19 protein-coding genes are annotated in these 24,405 nt (G+C 62.5%); 12 read left to right on the top strand and 7 right to left on the bottom strand.

All coding sequences use genetic code 11. The annotated features are described in order from the left end of the window. The coding region (locus B3H64_RS04410) for an alpha/beta fold hydrolase (RefSeq protein ID WP_286733288.1) at positions 1–1,884 on the top strand (1,884 nt) is incomplete at its 5' end. A 114-nt stretch (positions 1,885–1,998) separates the two neighbouring features. On the opposite strand, the gene B3H64_RS04405 is transcribed toward B3H64_RS04410, so the two are convergent. Both B3H64_RS04405 and B3H64_RS04400 read right to left on the bottom strand, forming a co-directional pair. Beyond that, on the bottom strand, positions 1,999–2,751 hold the full coding sequence (locus tag B3H64_RS04405) for a MerR family transcriptional regulator (RefSeq protein WP_286733285.1): 753 nt from the start codon (positions 2,749–2,751) through the stop codon (positions 1,999–2,001). A gap of 105 nt (positions 2,752–2,856) precedes the next feature. Beyond that, positions 2,857–4,257 carry a D-alanyl-D-alanine carboxypeptidase family protein gene (locus tag B3H64_RS04400; RefSeq protein WP_050619316.1) on the bottom strand — a complete coding sequence of 467 codons (1,401 nt, stop codon included), beginning with the start codon at positions 4,255–4,257 and terminating at the stop codon, positions 2,857–2,859. A 141-nt stretch (positions 4,258–4,398) separates the two neighbouring features. On the opposite strand from B3H64_RS04400, the gene B3H64_RS04395 reads away from it, so the two are divergent. The 5 genes from B3H64_RS04395 to B3H64_RS04375 all read left to right on the top strand — a co-directional run bounded on the left by B3H64_RS04395 (position 4,399) and on the right by B3H64_RS04375 (position 9,257). Continuing rightward, a complete protein-coding gene (locus B3H64_RS04395) occupies positions 4,399–4,776 on the top strand; it encodes a ComEA family DNA-binding protein (RefSeq protein ID WP_050619315.1) in 378 nt (125 codons plus the stop codon). Positions 4,777–4,788: 12 nt separating this feature from the next. Next, positions 4,789–5,475 carry a response regulator transcription factor gene (locus B3H64_RS04390; RefSeq protein WP_050619314.1) on the top strand — a complete coding sequence of 229 codons (687 nt, stop codon included), beginning with the start codon at positions 4,789–4,791 and terminating at the stop codon, positions 5,473–5,475. Between the two features lie 34 nt (positions 5,476–5,509). Then, the gene (locus tag B3H64_RS04385; protein ID WP_050619313.1) at positions 5,510–6,958 is read left to right on the top strand and encodes a sensor histidine kinase; all 1,449 of its coding nucleotides are present in this window, start codon (positions 5,510–5,512) and stop codon (positions 6,956–6,958) included. Then, positions 6,955–7,911: a GerMN domain-containing protein gene (locus tag B3H64_RS04380; protein ID WP_050619312.1), complete on the top strand. Its 957-nt coding sequence runs from the start codon at positions 6,955–6,957 to the stop codon at positions 7,909–7,911. Before B3H64_RS04385 ends, B3H64_RS04380 begins: the two co-directional genes overlap by 4 nt. Positions 7,912–7,973: 62 nt before the next feature. Further along, positions 7,974–9,257, top strand: coding sequence for an O-acetylhomoserine aminocarboxypropyltransferase/cysteine synthase family protein (locus tag B3H64_RS04375; protein ID WP_050619311.1), 1,284 nt, complete (start codon positions 7,974–7,976; stop codon positions 9,255–9,257). A 62-nt stretch (positions 9,258–9,319) separates the two neighbouring features. Here B3H64_RS04375 and B3H64_RS04370 read toward each other — a convergent pair whose 3' ends face one another. From B3H64_RS04370 to B3H64_RS04355, 4 genes are read right to left on the bottom strand one after another with little or no spacing between them, the layout of a single operon-like run. Beyond that, complete coding sequence (locus tag B3H64_RS04370) at positions 9,320–11,689, bottom strand: S-layer homology domain-containing protein (RefSeq protein WP_286733277.1); 2,370 nt, start codon at positions 11,687–11,689, stop codon at positions 9,320–9,322. A 43-nt stretch (positions 11,690–11,732) separates the two neighbouring features. Continuing rightward, positions 11,733–13,031, bottom strand: a complete 1,299-nt coding sequence (locus B3H64_RS04365; protein WP_050619309.1) for an ABC transporter permease — start codon at positions 13,029–13,031, stop codon at positions 11,733–11,735. Continuing rightward, on the bottom strand, positions 13,028–13,723 hold the full coding sequence (locus B3H64_RS04360; RefSeq protein ID WP_050619308.1) for an ABC transporter ATP-binding protein: 696 nt from the start codon (positions 13,721–13,723) through the stop codon (positions 13,028–13,030). Before B3H64_RS04360 ends, B3H64_RS04365 begins: the two co-directional genes overlap by 4 nt. An 11-nt stretch (positions 13,724–13,734) precedes the next feature. After that, positions 13,735–15,444 (bottom strand): efflux RND transporter periplasmic adaptor subunit, encoded by a 1,710-nt coding sequence (locus B3H64_RS04355; RefSeq protein ID WP_050619307.1) that lies wholly within the window; start codon positions 15,442–15,444, stop codon positions 13,735–13,737. A 475-nt stretch (positions 15,445–15,919) separates the two neighbouring features. Between B3H64_RS04355 and B3H64_RS04350 the strand changes: the two genes are divergently transcribed. Further along, positions 15,920–18,706 carry an S-layer homology domain-containing protein gene (locus tag B3H64_RS04350; RefSeq protein WP_286733272.1) on the top strand — a complete coding sequence of 929 codons (2,787 nt, stop codon included), beginning with the start codon at positions 15,920–15,922 and terminating at the stop codon, positions 18,704–18,706. Positions 18,707–18,891: 185 nt separating this feature from the next. On the opposite strand, the gene B3H64_RS04345 is transcribed toward B3H64_RS04350, so the two are convergent. After that, positions 18,892–19,599, bottom strand: a complete 708-nt coding sequence (locus B3H64_RS04345) for a helix-turn-helix domain-containing protein (RefSeq protein ID WP_050619305.1) — start codon at positions 19,597–19,599, stop codon at positions 18,892–18,894. 11 nt (positions 19,600–19,610) lie between these two features. On the opposite strand from B3H64_RS04345, the gene B3H64_RS04340 reads away from it, so the two are divergent. The 5 genes from B3H64_RS04340 to B3H64_RS04320 all read left to right on the top strand — a co-directional run bounded on the left by B3H64_RS04340 (position 19,611) and on the right by B3H64_RS04320 (position 24,399). After that, on the top strand, positions 19,611–20,621 hold the full coding sequence (locus B3H64_RS04340) for a Bug family tripartite tricarboxylate transporter substrate binding protein (protein WP_286733269.1): 1,011 nt from the start codon (positions 19,611–19,613) through the stop codon (positions 20,619–20,621). 108 nt (positions 20,622–20,729) lie between these two features. After that, positions 20,730–21,221, top strand: coding sequence for a tripartite tricarboxylate transporter TctB family protein (locus B3H64_RS04335; RefSeq protein ID WP_286733267.1), 492 nt, complete (start codon positions 20,730–20,732; stop codon positions 21,219–21,221). A gap of 14 nt (positions 21,222–21,235) precedes the next feature. Continuing rightward, positions 21,236–22,720 carry a tripartite tricarboxylate transporter permease gene (locus B3H64_RS04330; RefSeq protein WP_256319413.1) on the top strand — a complete coding sequence of 495 codons (1,485 nt, stop codon included), beginning with the start codon at positions 21,236–21,238 and terminating at the stop codon, positions 22,718–22,720. 31 nt (positions 22,721–22,751) lie between these two features. Next, positions 22,752–23,540, top strand: coding sequence for a 2-keto-4-pentenoate hydratase (locus B3H64_RS04325; RefSeq protein ID WP_050619301.1), 789 nt, complete (start codon positions 22,752–22,754; stop codon positions 23,538–23,540). A gap of 25 nt (positions 23,541–23,565) precedes the next feature. Further along, on the top strand, positions 23,566–24,399 hold the full coding sequence (locus tag B3H64_RS04320) for a 2-keto-4-pentenoate hydratase (protein WP_050619300.1): 834 nt from the start codon (positions 23,566–23,568) through the stop codon (positions 24,397–24,399). The last annotated feature ends 6 nt before the right edge of the window (positions 24,400–24,405 follow it).

Below are 24,405 nucleotides of genomic sequence, written 5' to 3'. Positions count from 1 at the left end.
ATCCTGATGAATTACTCCAAGCTGTCCCCCGGCTATACCGTGGAGACCGTGGCCATCGAGGTCCCGGAGACCGACGGCGTGCCCGCCCACACCATTCCCGCCATCGTCACCCTCCCCGAGGGCGAGGGCAAATACCCCGCCGTAGTGATGCTCCACGGCACCGGCTCCGACAAGCATGAGGCCGGCGGCGGCTACGATCTGGCCGCCCCCGCCATGGCTCTGTCCGGCATTGCCACCATCCGGTTCGACTTTATGGGCAACGGCGAGTCCACCGCCAGCTATGCCGACTACAGCTACACCTCCGCCAACCTCGACGCCAAGGCCGCTGCCGATTACATGGCCGGTCTGGAGTCCATCGACGGCGGCAAACTGGCCGTCATGGGCTGGAGCCAGGGCGGCACCAATGCCCTGCTGGCTGCCGCTGCTTACCCCGAGACCTTCCAGGCCGTCATCACCTGGTCCGGCGCGCTGGAGCTGGGTATCCTGTTCTCTGATTTTGACGCCGCCTACGCCACCGCCAAGAAGGACGGCTCCTACACCCTGGCGTTCGACTGGCGCGAGCCCCTGCCCGTAGGCGTCCGCTGGTTTGAGGACGTGAAGAACACCGACGTACGGAAGGAAATCGCCAAGATCCAGGCCCCCGTGCTGGCCATCAACGGCGATCAGGATACCACGGTCACCCCTGACAACGCCGTGGCCATCGCTCAGGCCGCTCAGAACGGCCGGAGCTGGCTGATAAAGGGCGCCGACCACACCTATAATATCTTCACCGGCGACCTCACCGCCATCACCCAGACCATCAACGTGGGCATTGGCTTCCTGGAGGAGACCTTCAACGGCGCGCTGGAGCCCGCCTATGCCGCCTCCGTCAGCAAGTACGGCAACGTCACCACCACCCTGCCCGTAGATCTCTTTGACGGGGCCGGGTACGCCGTGGGCGACATTCTGAAGATCACCGTGGGCGATCAGACCATCGAGGCCCCCTACGGCACCGCCTATGCCAACGTGGACAACGGCAGCGTCATCGTCCTGCCCGACGCCTCCACCGGCACCGTGGCCATCGCCATCAACATGGGCAACTTCGCCTCCACATATAACGTCACCGCCGACACCCCCATCGTCTTCGCCATGGGGGAGAAGGAGGGCTATCTGGAGGAGTACGAGATCCGCAACATCGACTCTCTGCGCACCAATGACCGGGCCGACTACGCCTCCGACGAGGTGTTCGCCAACTTCCGCCCCGTGGTCATGGGCGACATCGCCGAGGGCGTGCTGTTCCGCTCCTCCAGCCCCGTGAACCCCGAGCTGGGCCGCAATACTTACGCCGACGCCCTGGTGGAGAAGGCGGGCGTCAAGACCGCCATCAACCTGGCCGACAGCCAGGAGGAACTGGCGGCCTATGAGGGCTATGCCGACTCCTACTACGCCACGCTGAACGTGGTGGCGCTGGACATGGGCGTGGACTTCGCCGCCGAGGACTTCAACGCCAAGCTGAAGACCGGCCTGGATTTCCTCATCGCCAACGAGGGCCCCTATGTCATCCACTGCAACGAGGGCAAGGACCGCGCCGGCTTCACCGCCGCGCTGCTGGAGGCCGTGTGCGGCGCCAGCGTGGGCGAGATCGTGGAGGACTACATGCGCTCCTACGAGAACTACTACCACGTGGAGTACCACTCTGACCGCTGGTTCAGCATTGCCAACAGCAATATTATCAAGACCCTGTGCACCATCACCGGCACCGAGACCCAGGCCGACCTGGAGAAGGCCGACCTAAAGGCCGCCGCTGAGGCCTATCTCATCGGTACCGTCGGTCTCACCGCCGAGCAGGTGGCGGCGCTCCAGAGCGCCCTAACCACCCCCGTGACGGCGGAGAAGGCCGCCTGATTTCGATGCGCAGCCGAAAGGGCGCGGGACCACAACGGTCCCGCGCCCTTTTGCGGAGAGACTGCCCCTGCAATGCCGCCGATTACCGCCGCCGGCAAACTGCCGGGCACCGCTTTAGATGTGCCGCTCGATGGAGGCCCGGAGGAAGGCTGCGCAGCCGGGGACGGTGCGGTCGTAGTAGGTGGTAAAGCGGTCGTCCTCGGTATACAGAGCGGCCAGGCCCCGGTGGGCCTCGGGGCTGTACTGACTCCCGTCCCAGCCATAGGACAGCCAGGTCTTATGGCACATGGCCACGTCCAGCCCGGCCTCCCCGGCGGGGTCGGCCCCGGCCCGGACCGCCGCCTCCAGTTTGGCCCGGATTTCCTCCTCCAGGGCGGTCATGGCCCAATACTGCTCGCGGGTGAGGCCGGCCACCCGGGCGTTAGCCTGCTCCATGGCCGCGTCGCCGTACTTGGCCCGGACCTCCGCACCGTGGAGGGCCTCGTTTTCCTTGATTACATTTCGTTTAAAACATTCAAATTTCTCCGCATCGGACATGGTATCTGCTCCTTTCAGTGTCTGTTTGACCGTCAGGATGAGGGCATCCAACTGGGCACGCCGCGCTTCCAGGGCCGACAGGTGGCTCTGCAGCGCCGCCTGACGGTCGAAGTCCGGCCGCCCCAGCAGGGTGCGGATCTCGGCAAGGGGGAGGTCCAGCGCCCGATAAAACAGGATCTGCTGGAGCCGGTCCACCTCCGCCGGGCCGTAAAGCCGGTATCCCGCCTCCGTGACCCGGCCCGGCTTCAGCAGGCCCTGGGAGTCGTACCAGCGCAGGGTGCGGGGGGTGATGCCCGCCAGATCCGAAAGCTGCTTGATGGTGTATTCCATCTGATCTCCTCCTGACACAACGAGCATAGACCATGACGCTACGTCAAGGTCAAGGGTTTTTTGAAAAAAGGGCCGGGGATGCACCGCATCCCCGACCCTGGTTTGTTATCTGCGCCGGCGGCCCCGGTAATGAGAACCGCCGTATCCGCCCCGGCCGCTGCCGTAGCGGCTCCTGCGCCGGCGCCCGAACAGCAGCCAGCGCAGCAGGAGGAAGAGCACCACCACGAGGAGCACCAGCAGGCCGAGCTTCACCTCGGCGCGGGAGAAGAACTGCTTGATCTGGTCCAAGCGGTAGAGGAGCTCGGAGCGCTCCACGTTGGACACGGCCACCAGGTCCAGCGTGCCGTACACCGTGTCGCCGTTGGAGACGGTGACGTGGCCCAGCACCTGACCCTTCTCCACCGGGGCGGGTACCGACTGGCTGTCCAGCACCACCTCCCGGGTAAAGGCGGCGGGGTCCAGGTCCGTGGGGAGGGTGGCCTCCAGGACCCCCTGGGGCTCCACGCCCACGTAGTTGGCCTCCTTGGACAGGGTCACCTCCACCTCGTCCCGCAGGGAGGTGGAGTCCAGCACGGTCTGCCGGGAGAAGTTCTTGAAGCCCCACTCCAGCAGGCGGCGGCTCTCGGAAAACTGGGTCATACCCTGGCTGCCGGTGGTGTTGGGCTCCCGCACGCAGCCCAGGACCACGGCAATCAGATCCCGGCCGTCCCGGCTGGCCGAGGAGGCCAGGCAGAGCCCCGCCTCCGGCGTGGATCCGGTCTTGATGCCGGTGGCGTACTGGTACAGGTAGCCGATGTAACGGAAGTTGGAGACCAGGGCGTTGGTCTCGTGGAGCTCCCGGGCCTCGTGGAGGTTGGTGGCGGGGACCGTGTGGCCCACCGAGCTCACGATGGTGCGGAAGGCGGGGTGCTTCATGGCCTCGGCGCACATAATGGCGATGTCATAGGCCGTGGTGTAGTGGTCCTCATTGTGGTAGCCGTGGGTGTTGGCGAAGTGGGTGCCGGTCATGCCCAGCTCCGCCGCCCGCTGGTTCATCAAGTCCACAAAGTCGGCCACGCTGCCCGCCACCGCCTGGGCCAGCACGTTGCACGCCTCGTTGGCGGAGGCGGTGAGGGCGCAGTAGAGTACGTCCTCCAGCCGCATGACCTCCCCCTCCTTGATGTTCTGGGTGGAGCTGCCCGAGCCCACCTCGTGGTTGACCTCAGGGCCCACGGTGATCCAGTCGTCCAGGGAGAGCTGGCCGTTGTCCACGGCCTCTACCGTCAGCAGGGCGGTCATCACCTTGGTGATGCTGGCGGGATAGCGGCGCTCATGGGAATTCTGGTCATAGAGCACGTCCAGAGAGCCGTAGGTGGTGTCCACCAGGATGGCCGCCGTGGCCTCCACCTCCATGCCGTCCAGGATGGCGCTGCGGCTTTCAGCGGCCTGGGCGGCGCCCATGGGGGCGAGAAGGCCCAGGGTCAGGCTCAGAGCGAGCAGAAATGAGGAAAGACGATTTTTTTTCATAGGAAACTCCCGGCTCTTATGATATAATAGCACCAATCGGTGCCCGGGCCCGGCGGGCCGGGCGTCCTGACGTTGTGGTTCGGTTGTCATAATTATAGCAGACCCCGGCGGCGGGCGCAACAGGAGGGCGGTTACAAAAAAGTGAAGATTTCAGGACTGGAAAAAGGCGTCCTGGCGCTGACCGCCGCCTTCCTGCTGGTGACGGCAGGCTACTTTGCCGGAACGCGCAGCACAGCGGAGCCCTACCGGGTGGATGTGGAATACCTCCAGAGCCGGGAGACGCCCCAGAGCCCGGCGGCGGCAGGGTCCGGCCCGGCGGCGGGGGAAAAGGTGAACCTCAATACGGCCACGGCCCGGGAGCTGGAGACCCTGCCCGGCATCGGGGAGAAGCGGGCGGCGGACATCGTGGCCGACCGGGAGGCCAACGGACCCTTCCGCATCGCGGAGGATATCACCCGGGTCAAGGGCATTGGGGAAGGCACGCTGGCGGGGCTGATCGACTATATTACGGTGGAGTGAGGGGAACAGAATATGCCGAAAATTCTGGTAGTGGACGACGAAAAGGTGCTGGTAAAGGGCATCAAATTCAACCTGGAGAACGAGGGCTATCAGGTGGAGGTGGGCTACGATGGGGAGCAGGCCGTGGAGCTGGCACGCAACGGCGGGTTTGACCTCATCATCCTGGACCTGATGATGCCCAAAATTGACGGGCTCCAGGCCTGTATGCGCATCCGGGAGTTTTCCAACGTGCCGGTCATCATGCTTACCGCCCGCAGCGAGGACACGGACAAGATCATCGGCTTCGAGTGCGGCGCCGACGACTATATTACCAAGCCCTTCAACATCCTGGAGCTCAAGGCCCGCATCCGGGCCATGCTCCGCCGGGCGGGGGCGGCCCACCAGAAGGACAAGACCAGCCGCCTCCAGGTGGGGCACATCGCCCTGGATACCGACGAGCGTTCCGCCAGCAAGGACGGCCAGGCGGTGGACCTGACCGCCAAGGAGTTTGACCTGATGGAGCTGCTCATGCGCAACCCCGGCCGGGTCTATTCCCGGGAGAACCTGCTGAACATCGTGTGGGGCTATGAGTACGCCGGGGAGTACCGCACCGTGGACGTACACATCCGCCGGCTGCGGGAGAAGCTGGAGCTGGACCCGGCCAACCCGGAGTATATCCTCACCAAGTGGGGCGTGGGGTACTATCTGAAAAACGGCTGAGCCGGGCCGGGCGCGGCAGAGGAGGTGCGGGAACATGCGGAATCCAACGGAGCGGGTCCCCTTTTGGCGGTCCATCCAGGTCAAGTTCGCCCTGACCTATATCCTCATCGTGGCGGCGGTGCTCTCGCTGCTGAACACCTACCCGCTGCTGGTGTCCCGGGATCTGGTCATCACCTCCAAGGAGACCTCCCTCCAGAGTCAGGCGGGCTTCATCGCCGGGGCCCTGGCCGTGTCCGAGACCCTCACCGAGGAGGGGGTGGAGCAGGCCATGGAGGACCTGGGCCCCATGACCTTTAACCGGATCATGATTACCGGCCCCACCGGGCTGGTGCTCTATGACACCGAGGAGGTGGGCAACGCCAGGGGGCACTACGCCCTGCTGTGGGAGATCACCACCGCCCTGCGGGACACCGGGAACGACGTGTTCCGGTGTGAATACCGGGACGGGGCCTTCCGGAGCTGGGCGGTGGCCCCGGTGGTCTACCGCAATATGGTCATCGGCGCGGTATACCTGCACGAGCGGGACACCGAGCAGGCCAGTCTGCTGCTGGGCATCCAGAACAACCTGCGCAACATCTCCTTTATGATCTGCGCCGTGGCGCTGGTCATGAGCGTAATCGTTTCCGGCGCCATCACCCGGCGCATCGCCGCCCTGCTGCGGGCCATCCGCATCGTCCGGGAGGGCGAGTACGGCCACCGGGTGGTCATCAAGGGCGGCGACGAGCTCAGTCAGTTGGCCGGGGAGTTCAACGAGCTCACCGGCCGGCTCCAGACCACCGAGGAGGTGCGCCGGCGCTTCGTCTCTGACGCCTCCCATGAGCTCAAGACCCCCCTGGCCTCCATCCGGCTGCTCACCGACTCCATCCTCCAGACCGGCGACATGGACCCGGCCACGGTGAAGGACTTCGTCTCCGACATCGGGGAGGAGGCCGAGCGGCTGACGCGCATCTCGGAAAAGCTGCTCACCCTCACCCGGATGGACAGCGCGGTGGCGGTGGCCGAGGTGCCGGTGGACGTCAAGCGCGTCGTTGAAAAGGTGGAGCACATGCTCACCCCCCTGGCCGACGAGGGCGAGGTCACGGTGGAAACCGACCTGCAGGAGGACTGCATGGTGCTGGCCACGGAGGACGACCTCTATCAGATCGCCTTCAACCTGATGGAGAATGCCGTCAAATACAACCTGCCCGGCGGGAGCGTCACCGTCACCCTGCGGGGAGCGGGGGACCTGGTGACGCTCACGGTGGAGGATACCGGCGTGGGCATTCCGGAGGAGGACCTGGGCAAGGTGTTCGACCGCTTTTACCGGGTGGACAAGGCCCGCTCCCGGGCCGCCGGCGGCACCGGCCTGGGCCTGTCCATTGTCAGGGACACCGTCCGCCAGCACGGCGGCGCCGTTACGGTCCGCCGCCGGGAGAGCGAGGGCACCTGCTTTGAGGTGGCGTTTCCCCGCTGGTACGGCGAAGAAAAGGGGGGAGCGCTGTGAGCAAACGGATGCTGGCCCTGGCGTGCGCCCTGGCGCTGCTGCTGACCGCCTGCAACGAGAGCGCCCGGCCCCAGCCCTCCGAGGGGGCGGCGGAGATCTGGTTCGCCGTGGGCACCGGGGAGGACGGCGGCCCGCTGGCGGACGGCGGGGGTGCCGTGGCCCCTGAATACCGCGCCCTGCCCGATGAGGCCGACCCGGTGGAGGAACGGATGGCCGCCCTGCTGTCCGGCCCCCAGTCGGCTGAGCTGCGTTCTCCCTTCCCATCCGGGGTGCGGCTGCGTTCCTGGAGGCTGGAGGAGGGCGTGCTGCGGCTGGACCTGTCGGAGGCCTACGGCGGCCTGTCCGGCGTGGACCTGACCATCGCGGATTACTGCATCGTGCTCACCCTCTGCCAGGTGGAGGGGGTGGAGGCGGTGGACATCACCGTAGAGGGGGAGACGGTCCCCTACCGGGGCCGGAAGCTGATGCGGGAGGGCGACGTGGTCCTCTCCGGCGGCGAGGGAGAGCCGGTGACCATTACGGCCAGCCTCTATTTCCTGCGCCGGTCCGGGGGGCTGGCCAGCGAGTCCCGTGAAGTGCTGGTCACCGAGAACGACACCCTGGCCACCGCCGTCATGGGGGCTCTCATGGCCGGGCCGAGGGACCAGGAGGAGCTCTATCTGCCCCTGCCCGAGGGGACGGAACTGCTCTCCGCCGCCGTGGAGGCGGGGGTGTGCTACGTGAATTTCTCCCGGGCTTTCACCGAGGGCGCGCCCCAGAGCCGGGAGGAGGCCGCCCGCCTGCTCTATGCCGTGGTGGACACCCTGTGCTCGCTGGACCAGGTGGAGGCGGTCCACCTGCTGGTGGAGGGGGAGTCCCTGGACCGTTACGGCGGGGTTCCCACCCGCAATCCCCTGGAAAAAGACTACGAGATGGCAGGGGAGGAGAAGCCCGCCGCTGCATCTGGCTCTTGACAAGGGAAGGCCGGAGAGGGTAGGATAGAAGAAATTTTTACACGCAAAGAAGGTCGATTGCCATGCCAGACTACAAGCCCAGCACCCAGTGCATCCACGCCGGTTATGCCCCCGGCAACGGGGAGCCCCGGAACATCCCCATCGTACAGTCCACCACCTTCCGCTATACCACCGGCGAGGCCATGGGGGCCTTGTTCGATCTGGAGGCAGAGGGCTATTTCTACACCCGGCTCCAGAACCCCACCAACGACCGGGTGGCCGCCAAAATCTGCGCTCTGGAGGGGGGCACGGCCGCCATGCTGACCGCCTCCGGCCAGGCCGCCAACTTCTACGCCGTGTTCAACCTGGCCTCCTGCGGCGACCATGTGGTGGCCTCCTCCGCCATCTACGGGGGCACTTACAATCTCTTTGCCGTCACCATGAAGCGCATGGGCATCGAATTTACCTTTGTGGACCCGGACTGCACCCCCGGCGAGCTGGAGGCAGCCTTCCGCCCCAACACCAAGGCGGTGTTCGGCGAGACCATCGCCAACCCCGCCCTGACGGTGCTGGACATTGAAGCATTTGCCGCCGCCGCCCACGCCCACGGCGTGCCCCTCATCGTGGACAATACCTTCCCCACCCCCATCCACTGCCGGCCCTTCCGGTGGGGGGCGGACATCGTCACCCACTCCACCACCAAATATATGGACGGCCACGCCAATGCCGTAGGCGGGGCCATCGTGGATTCCGGTCGCTTTGACTGGATGGCACACGCCGACCGGTTCCCCGGGCTCACCACCCCGGACGCAAGCTATCACGGCATCACCTACGCCGAGAAGTTCGGGCTGGGCGGCGCCTATATCACCAAGGCCACGGCCCAGCTCATGCGGGACTTCGGCTCCATTCCCTCCCCCCAGAACGCCTACTACCTGAACATCGGCCTGGAGACCCTGCCCCTGCGGGTGGCCCAGCACTGTAAGAACGGCCAGGCCGCGGCGGAGTACCTGGCGGCCCACCCCAAGGTGGCCTGGGTCAACTACCCCGGCCTGCCCGGCAACAAATATCACGCTCTGGCGAAGAAGTACATGCCCGACGGCACCTGCGGCGTGGTCTCCTTCGGCGTGAAGGGCGGACGGGAGGCCGCCTCCCGGTTCATGGCCGGGCTGGAGCTGGCCTCCATCGCCACCCACGTGGCCGACGCCAAGACCTGCGTTCTCCATCCCGCCTCCACCACTCACCGGCAGATGAACGACGCGGAGCTGGCCGCCGCCGGGGTCTCCCCCGACCTGGTGCGCCTCAGCGTGGGCATTGAGGACAGCGCGGATATCCTGGCGGACCTGGAGAAGGCCCTGGCCGGAGTATGAATGCGGAAAAGCCGCCCCCGGACCCATTGTCGGGTCCGGGGGCGGCTTTTTTGGTCAGGCCGTCAGCCGGCCACCACCAGGCGGATCTTGCCGCCCTCGTCGGGGGACTTGTCGTAGTAGACGGTAAGGGTGCTGGAGAAGGCGCGGGCGGCGTTAAGGGCGTCAAAATTGTCGTCCTCATTGGTGGAGGTGAACCAGGAGTCGGTGGCGTCATTGTAGCACTGGACATCCCGGGAGATGGGGAAGACGGCGTCGGTAGTGGTCAGGGTTTCGCTGTCCATATCAAAGGCGGAGCTCTTGACCTCGGCCGAGTGCAGCAGTACATAGGCGCCCAGCTTGGGGGTAGCGCCGTCCGTGGCGGTGTCCAGCGAGGCGACGATGCCGATGGCCGCGTTGTTCTTCAGCTTCTCGGTGGTGACCAGGGCGGTGCTGCCGTTCGGGTGCGCGCTGTTTTTCACGCAGACGGTGTCGGGCTGCTTGGAGTAGGACCAGTCCCCCGGGTCGCCGCTCTCGGCGCCGGCGGTGAACTTCAGGAAGCCGTACTCGTACTGGTCGCCGGTCACGTCGTCCAGCAGCACAATGTCCGCTTTGCCGGCGTAATCCTTATGGACATAGACGATCTTGGAGGCGGCGACCTTGTTCACGGTGAGCTGCTCCAGGTCGATCTCGCCGGGAGTGCCGTTGCCCACCCGTTCGTAGAGAGCCACGTTTTCGGCCAGCGGTACGCTGCCGATCTTTTTGGTCGCCACGTCGAAGACGCCCGCGGCGTCGGAGCCGGAGACCTTGCTCAGACTGATGCGCCCCTTGGCCCCGGCGGAGACGGTGACCACCTGGCCGACCATCTCTTTGGCCCGGCTGTCGCTGTAGGAGACCTGGCCGGACAGCACCACCTTTTCCCCGGCGGCGTTGCGGATGTCGGCCAGCGGCTTGACATAGGCCTTGCCGCCCTCTACCTTCTGGACCACGCCCACGGTGGTGGAGCTGGCGGCGCTGGCGGTGACCGCGCCGGCCACCTGGCCGTCGTAGGAGAGCAGGATGGTCATCTGGTCGCCGATGTCGAAAGCGCGCAGGTCCTCATAGGCCATGGACAGCACGGGGAACTCCTGACCCAGCAGGGTAATGGTGGCCGGGGTGTCCGGGCTGGGAGAGGCGTTTTCATACACGCCGGTGAGCCGCAGGTCGGACACGTACAGGATGTTGGTGTTTTTGTCAAAGGTGGTCACATCGTACTGCCGCAGGTCGGCGGCGGTGGCGGGCACGCCGTTTTTGTAGATCTGATAGCTGGGGGTGCCGGTGCCGCTGGGCTTGGTTTTGAGTACCTGGGTGGCATCCTCGGAGGCCGCGGCGTCCCGCAGGAAGACGTACTCCAACTCGCCGGCCGCGGAGTACTGCAGCAGGGCCTGGGTACCGGCCTTCAGATTGAGGTAGACGTCCTTGTAGCTCTTTTGCTCGCCGTCCTGCCAGACTGTGGTGGCCGGCTTGACCTTGACGGTCTCGCCGCCGGGGATGGTAAAGGAGTCGTACTTGGCGGACAGAATGCCCACCACCCGCTGGGTGCCCTTGTCGGACACCTGGAGGGCCAGCAGATGGCCGTCCTGATCCAGCACCAGCTTGGCCTGCCGCCCCTCCATGTCGTCGGAGAAGGGGACCCGGTCGGTCTGGTACACCTTGCCGTCGCCGGTCTCCACTGCGCCGGTGGAGCCGTCGGGGGCGGTGGCGTTCACATCCAGGATGAGCACCTCGTCGGTAATCGAGCCCTTCAGGGTGGTGAGGTACACGTCGTCGCTGCCCTTGGACTTGGTGAAGAGGAGGTTTTCAAAGAGAATGGCGGCCTGACCCCGGGTGATGGAGCCGGTGGGGTTCAGCGTAAGGCCGTCGGTGAGCCCGATGGAGCGGGCGGTGCTGAAATACCCGTCGTACCACACGGCGCCCACGCCCACGTTGGCATCGTGGTAGCCCAGGATGCGCATGAGGATGGTAACCGCCTCGGCGCCGGTGATGGCCCGGTCAGGGTGGAAGCGGCCGGTGGCGTCGCCCCGGATGATGCCTGGGGTGGAGACGGCGCTCTCACCGCTGCCGGAGGAGCTGCCCTGGGTGGCTACGGCCACATAGCCACGGGCCCAGTGAGTGGAGGGCACGTCGGCAAAGACGGTGCGGTTCATCTGGGCGGCGACCTTGTCGCCGTTGCCCATGATCTCCACCGCCATCTTGCAGAACTCGGCCCGGGTCAGGGTGCGGCCCGGCTCAAAGTTGCCGGAGCCGGTGCCGCTGACGATGCCCAGCAGCCGGAGGATCTCCGCCGCCTCGGCGGTGGCCTCGTCGGTGATGTCGGGGAAGGCGGAGGGCTGCCGGGCCGCGGAGGAGGGCAGGATCAGCAGTCCCGCCGTCAGCGCGCACGCCAGCACCAGGGCCAGAAAACGTTTGATTCTCATGTCTAATCTCTCCTTAATCTCGCTTGGAGTGGACGCTCCGACGCTATTCGGCCCGCAGGGCTTCCACCGGCTGCAGGGCGGAGGCCTTGATGGCGGGATACATGCCGAAGAGGATACCCAGGGCCACGGAAATGAAGAACGCCCCAACCGTAATGCCTGCGCTGGGGATGAGGATGGTCTCAAAGGACAGCTTGCCCACGATCATGGTCCCCAGATACCCCACGATGATGCCGAATACGCCGCCGATGCCGCAGATCATGGCCGCCTCGATGAGAAATTGGGTAATGATGCTCCTCCGCTCGGCGCCGATGGCCTTGCGGATGCCGATCTCCCGGGTGCGCTCGGTGACGGTGACCAGCATGATGTTCATGATGCCGATGCCGCCCACCAGCAGGGAGATGGCGGCGATGCCGCCCAGAAAGCGCTGCTGCATGGCGTTGGCCTCCGTGGACTCCTTGGCCCAGGTATCCACCGGGTAAACGCCGTAGCTGCCGTAGTTGGTGTTGATGAGGCCGGAGAGGAAGCCGTTGAGGCTGGTGGTGACCTTCTTGACGGAGTCGGAGTCCTTGGCTTTTACCACATATTCCTCGATGGGCTGGTTGTTGTTGAAGTAGCGGGTCATGGTGGAGGGGAGCAGGATCATCCGGTCCATACGGTTGATGGAATCCTGCATCCACGCGGCGTCCTCGCCGCCTCCAAGCTCCTTGCCGGCGGCCTTGCTCTGGTAGACGCCCACCACCCGGAAGGGTCTCCCATTGATGGTGATGGTCTTATCCACCGGATTGGCAAAGGAGAAGAGGTACTCCGCCGTGGCCGAGCCTAGCACGCAGACCTGATTGAGGTTCTCGATGTCCAGATAGCTCAGGTCCCGGCCCTTAGAGATGGTATAGCCGCTGCACAGCCCGAACTTGTCGTTGCCCAAATAGATTTGGGGATAGTCATCGCTGTTGTTGTAACTGGTCACCGAAGCGCCTCCGCCGGCATAGCTGCGGCTGGATTCCCGGCTGAGGGTCTTGGACTCATACTTAATGGTGGGGCGGTCCCAGACCGAACCGTTGGGGGAGATGCCCAGCACACCATCCAGATTCAGGCAGTAGTCGTACAGCTCCTGCCCCACGTCCACCGCGCCCGAGTTGCCCCAGGTGGAGGCATAGACCGAGATCTGGTTGGTGCCCATACTCTCGTAGTAGGCGGCCATGGCCATGTTCTGGCCCTTGGCGTAGGACACCAGAATGATGACGGCGGCCAGGCCGATGATGATGCCCAGCATGGTCAGGGCGGAGCGGCCCTTGTTGGAGGAGATGGACTTGGCGGCCATCTTGACTGCTTGGCCCAGATTCATAATCCGACCTCCTCTCTGGTGCCGTCGGAGACGATGTGCCCGTCGGACAGGCGGACGATACGCTCTGCGGTGGCGGCAATGCCGTTGTCATGGGTGATTAAAATAACGGTGGAGCCCTCTTCATGGAGGGTGTGCAGGATCTCCAACACATGTCGGCCGGTCTTGGAGTCCAGAGCGCCGGTGGGCTCATCGGCCATGATGACGGGGGGGTGGGTGGCGATGGCCCGGGCGATGGCCACCCGCTGCTGCTGGCCGCCGGACATCTCGGCGGGCCGGTGATCGGCCCGGTCCTCCATGCCCACCCGCGCCAGGGCCTCCATAGCCCGGTCGTAGCGCTGATCCATTCCCAAGCCCTGATAGATCAGAGGCAGCTCCACATTTTCCCGGGCGTTGAGGGCGGGGATCAGATTGTAGCCCTGGAAGATGAAGCCGATCTGCTTGTTTCGGATGTGGGCGAGCTGCTTGTCGGTGAGTTCGGTGATGTCGGTGCCGTCCAGGTGGTAGTCGCCATAGGTGGGGATGTCCAGGCAGCCCAGAATGTTCATCAGGGTGGACTTGCCCGAGCCGGACTGGCCGATGATGGAGACGAACTCCCCCCGGTCAATTTGGAGGGATACCCCGTCCAGGGCCCGGACCTCGCTCTCCTTGCCCTCGTTGTAGATCTTGTAGATGTTCTTGATGTCAATGAGCATGGCCGTTCCCCTTAGCCCCAGGCCTGCTCGACATAGTAGTTGACAAAGACTTCCTCATCCCCGGTGAGGCCCTCTTTGATCTCCACGTTGTAGTTGTCGGACAGGCCGGTGGTGACGGGCACGGGGTAGAAACCTTCGGACTCGCTGGGATAGAGGGGCGTAGCGCCAGGCTCCGTGGGGGGAATATCGATGGCGACGGTATTTTCAGGCTTGCTGTCCGCCTTGATAAAGACCACGGAGGCGGTCTCGCCGTTCTCGTCGCTGACGTACTTCACGCTCTGCATGGGCACCACGATGCAGTCGTCGGACTGGCTGGCCACGAAGGAGTAGTCCAGCCACACGCCCTCCAGCAGGGAGCCGTCGTAGTTGTCCACGGTGAGGGTGACCGGGAAGCTGGTCATACCCTGTCCGGCCTCAGCGCTGCCGGTGTTGATGGAGGACACGGTGCCCGTGAACACGTTGCCGTTCCAGTCGGTCAGGTCCACCGTCATGCCAGGTTTGACGAAGGAGATGTTCCGGTCGTCCACGGTGATGTTGACCAGCATGGTGGTGGTGTTGGAGATGATGATAACGGTGTCGCCGCTCTTGACCTCGGCGCCCTCGGCGAGGGTGCAGGTGGTGACGGTGCCGTCGATGGGAGCCACGGCGTTAAAGTTGTTCAGGGCCTTCTGAGCCTCGGTCAGCTTCTCCATGGCGTCGTCGATCTCCTTCTGCTTGGCCCGGATGTCGGAGTCGATGGTGTCGGAGCCCATGCTCAGCAGCACCTGACCGGCGGACACGTTGGAGTAGCACAGCAGGTTGGCGGAGAGCAGGGGGCCGCCGGCCTCAGTGACAATCTTGCGGGTCTCGTAATACTTGGTGGCGCCGTTTTCGTAGGGGTAGATGGGGGTGCCGTTGGCGGCGGTGAGGGCGGCGGAGGCGGTCATGCCCTCGGTGAGGGTGCCGGGGTTGTCAAAGGCCACCACCACTTCAAAGTGGTCGGCCCCCTCGGGGGTTATGTAGTGGACCTTGTTGACCTGTTCCACCGAGCCGGTAAAGCTGTCCATAACGGCCGGGATGGAGACCGAGACGCTCTGGCCCACATAGATATCGTTTTCATAGGCATAGCTGAAGTAGAGGGACAGCTTGAGCTTCTTGTCGTTGACTAGGGTGGCCACGGAGGCGCCGGAGGAGACGGTGCTGCCCGTCTCGAACTCGCTGACCTCGATGAGCTTGCCCGCAAAGGGCGCCCGAACCGTCAGGTTATTCAGGGCCTTGTGGAGGTCGGCCATATCCTTTTGCAGGTTGGAGACCTTCTCCTGTGCGGCCGTCACCTCGTCCTCGGCGGCCTGACTGCGAATGGTGTAAAGGGGCTGCCCTTCCGTGACGGTGTCGCCCGCAGTGACAAAGACCTCCTGCACGGTGCCGCCCTGGGTCAGGGTGATGGCGGCGGTATCCTTGGCCTTGGCGTTGCCGCTGCCCTGGACCATGCTCTGGATGGAGGAGATCTGGGCGGGCTGGGTCTGGATCTGGCTGTTCACGGCTTCCTTTGCCGTAAGAAAGCGGTACAGGAAAAAGCCGCCCACCGCCAGGACCGCCAGGACGACCAGGGCGATGATGGTGTTCCGTACCTTTTTCCGCTGCTTTTTTTTCTGGTTGGACGTGCCGCTGGGACGGGCGGGGGGAGCCGCCGGAGCGGGGGCTTCCGTGACCGGCGCGTTCTGCTGTGTCATTTCTGCCATGTTTGGATTCCTCCTAAGTTTCCTGTGAACGTTACATGTCATCCATTGTATCACGCGGTTTGCGGGGCGCAACAACAAACAGATGACAATTTCTTAAGATAAGCTTAAGAAATTGTTTCAGGGAGTACCATATATCCTTTAGACGATGCAGACCGGCAAAAAGTTACAGGCCCCGGTAAAAAGTTTGCCGTCTGGGTGCGGACGGCAAAAAGGGCCGGGACGCAAAAGCGCGCCTCCGGCCTATACCTTATATAATAGACAACAGAAAAAAGAAAAAAGCGGGAATCGGGAACCTTTTTGCGGCGGCCGCGTCTAAACTATCATAGCCTCACGGCAGGGCAGCGGCGTATTTTTACGGTTGTGTTACAAAACCGGCAAAGGGGTTGACGGTGGACACAAGACGCGGTATAGTCTTGCCAGAGGTAAGGGGAACTATGCGTCTCCAAACTCAAAATTTTGAAGGAGGAATTCCAAAATGAGAAACCTCAAGCGGGTTCTCAGCCTGGCTCTGGCTTCCGTTATGCTGATCGGCATGATGGTCGTTGGCGCTTCCGCTGCGAACTACGACGACTTCTCCGATAAGGACAAGATCGTCAACAAAGAGGCCGTCTCCACCCTGGTTGAGCTGGGCGTTATCGCCGGCAAGGACGACGGTACTTATGATCCTACGGGCATCGTGACCCGTGGTGAGATGGCCAAGATGATCTGCGTCGTCCTGAATGGCGGCAAGGACCCCAGCCTGGGCAATGTCACCAAGTACAGCTACACCGACACGGTCGGTCACTGGGCTGCCCCCTACATCGAGTACTGCGCGATCCGTGGTATCGTCGCTGGTAAGGGCGACGGCACCTTTGGTCCCAACGAGACCGTCACCGGTTCTCAGGCCGCCAAGATGCTGCTGGTCGCCGCTGGCTACCAGTCCGCTATTGAGGGCTTCACCGGCGCCAACTGGGAAGTCAATACCAATGTTCGGGCCAACGCTGTGGGCCTGTACGACGGTCTGGACATCAACCCCTCCCAGGGCCTGACCCGTGACTCCGCCGCTCAGATGGTTTACAACATTCTGGATGTGGAGCAGGTCACCTACAAGTACACCATGGTCGCCAATGGCGACGGCACCTTCACTTCCGTTACTGAGATCGACAAGACCGCCGACAACAAGACTGTCCTTGAGGACAAGTTCGGCGCCGTGAAGGTCGAAGGCGTTGTGGTTGCCAACGAGGTTGCTGACCTGAACTCCAGCAAGAAGAACGACAACAAGGTGCTCGTCGGCTCCGCTCTGGATGCTGGCAAGACCAAGATTGTCATCACCAATGGCGGCAAGGACGAGGACCAGAACGAGTACACCGGCACCCAGACCTTTAAGGTCTCCACCGGGCTGGACCAACTGGGCCGTACCGTGCGCCTGTACGTCAAGACCGGCTCTTCCGCTGCTAATGCCAAGGTCTTTGGCTCCGTGATCGTGACCGATGACAACAAGGTGGTCACCGACGCTTCTGACGACTCCATCAATAGCGTGGCCGACGACAACAGCCTGGACATCGTGAGCGGTACCAAGGTTGCCACCAACTATGCCGACCTGACCGATCTTTCCAGCGATGCCGCCAAGGCCGACGGCACCCACGGCGTTCAGAAGATCCTCATCGACAACAACGACGATGGCGATGTGGACTACGTCCTGCTGACCACCTATGTGTTCGGTAAGGTCACCGGGAAATCTACCTCCAGCGACGGTTCTCTGACCGTGAACTACAGCGGTGCTGCCACCCTGAGCGTCGACGACAAGGACGACGTGGTGGGCTTTGACGATGTGGCCAAGAACGACTATGTGCTGGCTGCCTTCATCGGCGGCAAGCTGCATGTCCAGAAGGCTGAGAGCGTGACTGGCACTCTGGATGCCTACACCTCCACCTCCCTGACCGTGGACGGCACCAAGTACACCGTCTCCGCCGTGGGCTGCTACAAGAGCACCTCCGACGACATCACTCCCGCCAAGGGCTATGCTTCCAAGAGCGAGCTGGACAAGGACGCCACCTTCTATCTGGATGTGAACGGCTACATCGTGGCTGTGGGCGCGCCTGAGGCCTCTGCTTATGACTACGCTTATGTCTGGGGCTCTGAGGCTGGCAGCAGCATCGGCACCGACCGCGTGAAGGTCACCCTGTCCGACGGCACCAAGGCCACTTATGACCTGGATGACGACAGCGACATCGACATTGAAGACGATGGCGACTTTGAGGGGCAGATTTTTGCCTATAAGGTGAGCGGCAATGAGATCAAGCTGACCAATCCTACCACTACCGCTAAGAGTGATAGCGCTGTTGTCTTTGAAAAGGGCAAGACCACCGTTGGTGGCCTGAAGAGCGATGCTACAACCAAGTTCTCCAACAAGAACACCGTGTTCTTCTATGTTACCCTGAAGGAGAATGGTGGCATTGACTCTGTTGACGTCTACACCGGCTATTCCGCCGCTCCCGATGTTGACAAGGAGGATAATGCCTCTGCCTTTGCTGCCTACAACAAGGGTGGTAAGATGGTGGCCGTGGCGATCACTTCCAAGGAATTTAACAGCACTGACCTGAGCGATCACGTGTTCATCTACAAGTCTGACAGCACCTTCAATGACTACATTGAGGCTCGCGGCTTCCTGGCCGGTTCTGCCGAGGCGAATACCAGCCTGAAGGTTTCCGACCTGCCCTCTGGTGTGGAGATGAAGGAAGTCGTTGATGGCAAGATTTACCTGTACAGCACCGACAGCGACGGCTACCTCAAGCTGAAGGAAGCTGGCGACAACCTGATCACCGTCAATGGTGAGGCTACCAATGTGTCCTCCAGCAGCGTGGTTGTGAAGGGCAAGGAGTATGCTGTGACTTCCAAGACCGTGCTGATCGACAACACTGACAACCCGGGTACTCCCAGCGCCACCCTGGGCGCCGCCCCCGAGGATGACGATGTCATCACCTACATGCTGGTTGATGACGACGAGATCCTCATGATGGTGATTGATAACACCGCCGAGGAGACTCCCGCGACTCCCGATAACGTCACTGTGACGGTTAAGGATGACAAGATCACCCTGACCTATACCAAAGAGGAGCCTGGCGTGACCGATCAGGCCAATGCCGTTGTTGCTAAGCTGACCGCTCTGGGTTACACCGATATCGATGTGACCGTTGCTGGCGGCAAGGTGACTGGCGTCTCTGCTAAGATGGGCGTTGTTAGCTACACCTTCACTTACGAGATGGTGAAGGCTGCGGAGTAAGCTATCGGCAATCCACTGACGTAAAAACCCAGATTTGGTTTTCACCCCCGGGCTTCGGCCCGGGGGTGTTTTTTTACTTAAAAACGCAAAAAATTGAAAAAAACCACAAAAAATCACGGATTTTTTCGAATAAAAAACCGTGATTTTTTGCATATAAATGCGTAAATGCGTAGTGTGGCCTGCCGTCATGCACCGTTTTCCTGGGGGGCAAAGTTGCTGAAGAAGGGTACGTCGGTAAAGGTCTTGTAGCGGGTGATGTAGTTTCGGGGGGTGACGCCGGTGTACTGGCGAAAGGTATGGATAAAATGGGAGTTGTTCAGAAATCCCACCCGGGAGCTGATGTCCGAGATGGCCTTTTCCTGACGCAGCAGGGTGCAGGCCATGCGAATCCGGCTGCTGTTGATGTACTCCACAATGGTGAAGCCGGTTTCCCTTTTGAACTGTCGGCATAGGTTGTACTTGCTGACGAAAAAGGTGTTGGCCAGCCGGTCCAGAGTCAGGCGCTCCGACAGGTGCTGGTTGATGTAGCGGATCAGCTCAGAGACCAGGGGAGAAATATTGGAGTGGGCGTTGTTGCCTCCGTGGCCGGCGGAGAGAAGGGGATAAAATTTTAAAAGAATGTCCAGAAAATGCAGATTTTGCCGCAAATCGCTGCCAAAAGAATCATCCGGCACGGTGAGGCAGCGTTCGAACAGGGCAATGGCTTCTCCAATGTCCTTCTCCGGCAGTTGGATGCACATGGCCTGGGTGCCGTAGAGCTGGGTCAGATCGGTGTGGGGAGTAGAGTATGCCTCCAAAAGCGCCAGGGGGTAGTGCAGTGTGTAGGTGTCCACCGTGACGTTGGAGGGATTGATTTTGCGGTGGATGGTGCCCTCTGGGATAAGAACCAGCACGGATCCTGGCAATGGCCGTGACCGGATGCAGTTCCTCCGGCAGCGGACAAACCGCTTCTCCTCAGCCCAGCCAACCCGCCGGGTCCCAGACCCCCGCCGCCGGCGGCGATTACCCCAAGAGCAGCATCCAGGTCGTCGTTCCCTTCTCCGCCGGCGGCGGCACCGACCTGTTTGCCCGTATTGTAGTGGATAAGATGTCCCAAATCGTTGGCGTGCCCATCGAGGTGGTCAACGTGCCCGGCGGCTCGGCCACCATCGGCACCACCCAGGTGGCCAACGCCAACACCGACGGCTACACCATCGGTTTCAGCATCAGCACTCCGCTGTGTGTGACTCCCCTGCTGGGCGAGACCAGCTACACGCTGGAGGACATGCAGCCCATCTGCAACGCCTACACCGTGCTGCACGGCATCTATGTGGCCGCGGACTCCCCCATCCAGGACGTGGATGACCTGATCGCCTTCATCAACGAGAAGGGCGGCACCCTGAGCTACGCCGGTTCTGGCACGGGCAACATGCAGCACATGTGCCTGGAAGAGTGGGCCTCTCAGGCCGACCCCGAGGGCACATGGAATCTGACCAACGTCCCCTACGACGGCGACCCCGAAGAGATCGTGGCCCTGATGTCCGGCGAGCTGCCCTTCGCCACTCTGCAGGTCCATGGCGCCAAGTCTGCCGTGGAGGCGGGCAACGTCCGTTGCATCATGATCTTCGGCGACACCACCCCCCAGTGGATGACCGACGGCGGCTACTTTGGCCCCAACTCTGTGGAGCTGGGCTATGAGTGCCGGGTAAAGGGGCTGGTAGGCTTCTACGGCCCTGCCGGCATGAGCGCAGATGCGGTCAAGGTCCTGTCGGATGCGTTCCACCAGGCGGTACAGGACGAGGGCGTTTTGGAATCCATCGCCAACATCGGCCTGGAGCCCGACTACCGCGACACCGAAGCGTACACCGCCGGCCTGGAAGAGCTGGTGCCTGTGGCAGATGAACTGCTGCATCAGCTCGGTTTCATCGCCGGGTAATTCCCTCCCATCTGTGGTCCGGCTGGGGCGCGGTGACTGCCGCCGGTCCCAGCCGGCCGCACTTCCATCATGAGGAGTCTGATTCAGACCCGGACATAGGAGAAAACTATGAACATCAAAGACTATCTGAAACGAAATGGAATGACGCTGACCCTCCTGGTGGGGATGATCATCCTTTACCTCTGCATCCCCAGCCAGATCGCGGAGAACATGGTGGCTAAGGCCACCATCAGCCCCCGGTTCTTCCCCACGTTTTCCGTTCTGGGCGTAATTGTCTGCTGCGCCCTTCTGCTGGTGTTTGACGCCAAGGAGCATATCTTCTCCCACAAGACCGCCGAGGCCGCCGCTACCCAGGAGAAGAAGGAAGAAGTCAGCTATGTCCGCGTGGTACTGGTGGCCCTGCTTCTGCTGGCCTGGTACATCCTGATGCCCCGCATCGGCTTTATCATCTCTACCATTGTCATCATGTGCATCATGAGCTACCTGCTGGGCTGCCGCAACAAGATCGTCCTGGTGGCCTTCCCGGTGATCTTTACCCTGGCCGTGTATTTTACCTTTGTTGAGCTGCTCCACGTGAGCCTGCCCGAGATTCTATTTTAAGGAGGTGGCTGAATATGCTTGGACTGCTTGGAAACGCACTGGTTAACATGTTGGACCTTTCCACTATCCTGGGTATGGTGGCCGGCCTGGCCGTCGGTCTCTCCTTCGGGGCCATGCCCGGTCTGAACGCCACCATCGGCATCACCCTGCTATTGCCTGTCACCTTCGGCATGAGCCCGGCGGCCGCCATGCTCATGCTGATCGGCGTCTACTGCGGCGCAACATTTGCCGGGTCCATCTCCGCAATTCTCATCAAGACCCCCGGTACGGCAGCCGCCTCGGCCACCGTTCTGGAGGGCTACCCCATGACCCTCAAGGGCAAGGCCAGCACGGCCCTCAGCATTGCCCTGCGCGGCTCAGTGGTGGGCGGACTGTTCAGCGGCGTCTGCCTGCTGTTCTTTGCCCCTCAGCTCGCCAACCTGGCCTTGAAATTCGGCGCGCCCGACTACTTCATGCTGACGGTATTCGGCCTGACCATCATTGCCAGCGTCAGCGGCAAAAGCATCCTTAAAGGTGTGACCATGGCCGCCCTGGGCCTGCTGGTCACCACCATCGGTATCGATCCCCAGCAGGGCGTTTACCGCCTGACCTTCGGCTCTGATATCCTGGTCCGCGGCGTGGACCTGGTGCCCGCGCTCATCGGCCTGTTCGCCATCAGCGAGCTGTTTAGCCAGGCCGAAAAGAAGATCCTGCGCCTGAGTCAGCCGCCCCAGGTCAAGATGGACAAGGCCCATGGATGGAAGGATATGCTCAAATTCAAGTGGCTCATGCTCAAGTCCTCCATCATCGGTGTCATCGTAGGCGCCTGCCCCGGCACCGGCGCCGCCATTGCCGCCTTCCTGTCCTACGGCGAGGCCAAACGCGGCTCCAAGCATCCGGAGGAGTTCGGCAACGGCTCGGAAGAGGGCCTGTGCGCTTCTGAAACTGCCAACAACGCCGTCACCGGCGCTACGCTCATCCCCATGCTCACCCTGGGCATCCCCGGCGACTCGGTTACAGCCGTGCTCATGGGCGCCCTGACCATCCAGGGTCTGACCCCCGGTACAGAGCTGTTTGTCAAGCACGCCGACATGACCTATGTGGTGCTGGTAGGCTTTATCATTATCCAAGTCCTCATGCTCTATATGGGCAGACTGGCTATCCGCGGCTTCTCCCAGATCACCAAAATCCCCTACTATATCCTGCTCCCCATGGTCATGGCCTTCTGCATGGTGGGCTCCTACTCCTGCAGCAATAACATGACCGACATCCTCATCGCCATCCTCTTCGGCCTCATCGGTTACATCATGCCCAAGTTCGGCTTCCCCACCACCCCCATGCTCATCGGTATCGTGCTGGGCTCCCTGGCGGAAAAGAACCTGGTGCGGACCATGGCCGTGTATGCGGGTGACGTGTCCGTCTTCTTCACCCGGCCCATCTCTCTGCTGTTCCTCGCTCTGAGCGTGGTCTCCGTGGCCTTTGCTCTGCTCCAGAAGCATAGAGACAAGAAGAAGGCCTGAGACAGTTCAACCACGAAAGGCAGAGATCAATGTGAATCAAAAAGAAATCGAGACCTTCGGCCACCGGCTGGCGGAGTGCAGCCGGACCAAACAGCAGATTGACCAGCCCAGCGTGACCTTTCCCGACATCACCTATGACGAGGCATATGCCATCCAGGAGGTCATGGTGCAGGATCTGGTTCGGAGCGGCTGGACGATTTCGGGTAAAAAGGTGGGCCTGACCAGCGAGGCCATGCGGAAGGCCGCAAACATCTACGAGCCGGACTACGGTTACGCCTTTCATCAGCGCTGCTTCGACAATGGTGTGACCCTAGCCATGGACGACTTCCTGGCGCCCCGCATCGAATGCGAGCTGGCCTTCCGGCTCAAAAACGATCTGGACGGGGAACATATCAGCCGGGAGCAGGTCCTGGATGCCACGGAGTACGTGGCGGCCTGCATGGAGGTGGTGGACTTCCGCATCTTCCGGGACAAGGTCCAGCGCCTGGTGCAGGACAGTATCGCGGACAACGCCGCCTTCGGCGCCTATATTCTGGGCGATGTGCCCCTCAAGCCCGGTCAGGTGGACCTGACCCTGGTGCCCTACATCTTTGAGATCAACCACCGGCAGCAGGAGGTCTCCTGCGGTGCGGCGGTGTATAACGACCCGGCCAAGTCCGTGGCGTGGCTGGCAGAGCGCTTCACCCAGCTCGGGAACCCCCTGAAGGCCGGGGAGATCATCCTCTCCGGGTCGGCGGTCTCCTCGGTGGCGGTCCAGGCGGGGGATTACCTGCGCTGTACCTTCGGCCCCTTTGGGGAAGTAAGCTGCAGCTTTGTGTAGCAGACAGAGAAAGTGACGTGAAAACATGGCCTTATCCAAAAAAATTATCGCCCAACTGGTGGAGCTCTCCCTGGACGGCGAATATCACCACCACTCCATCGACCAGTTTTGCAAGACCTACCCGGAGCTGACCGAGGCTGAAGCCTATGAGGGCCAGGCCTTGCGGGTCCAGAGGATGGAGGAGATGGGGCACCGGGTGGTAGGCTACAAGCTGGGCGGGACCAGCCTGGCCAAGCAGAAGCAGATGGCCAGCACCATCTATGAAAAGGGCGGCCTGACGGTCAAGCCCACCGGGATCACCTACGGCCGCCTGATGGACTACATGCTTCTGGCGCCCGACGAGGACCTGTCCCTGAGCCAGCTCCTTCACCCCAAGGTGGAGCCAGAGATGGCCTTTATCATGGGCCAGGACCTGTCCGGCCCCTATGTCACGGCCCCGGACGTTATGAACGCCGCGGAGTGGGTGGCACCGGCCTTTGAGATCATCGACAGCCGGTTCCACAACTTCAAGATCGGCAGCCGCTATGACGCTGTGGTGGACAACACCTCCTCCGCCCGCTTCAAGCTGGGGGAGGGGCGCAAGTGTCCCAGGGAGCTGAACCTGGCCAACGTGGGGATGTGCCTGCAGGTAAATGGGAAGAACACCGGCTTTGGCGCGGGGGCCTCGGTGATGGGGCACCCGGCCCGGGCGGTGGCTGAGTTGGTCCGGGGCCTGTGGAAAGAGGGCGGCAAGGGCCTTAAAAAGGGAGACATCATCCTCTCTGGCGCCATCACTCCCTCCACCCCGGTCCAGGTGGGCGACGCCCTGCGCGCCGACTTCGGCGGTCTGGGATATGTCGAGATTCAAATTAAGGAATAGAAAAGA

Source organism: Intestinimonas sp. UBA1698 (assembly GCF_002320075.1).
Classification (GTDB): Bacteria; Bacillota; Clostridia; order Oscillospirales; family Oscillospiraceae; genus Intestinimonas; species Intestinimonas massiliensis.
This window is presented reverse-complemented; position numbering and strand designations above follow the sequence as displayed.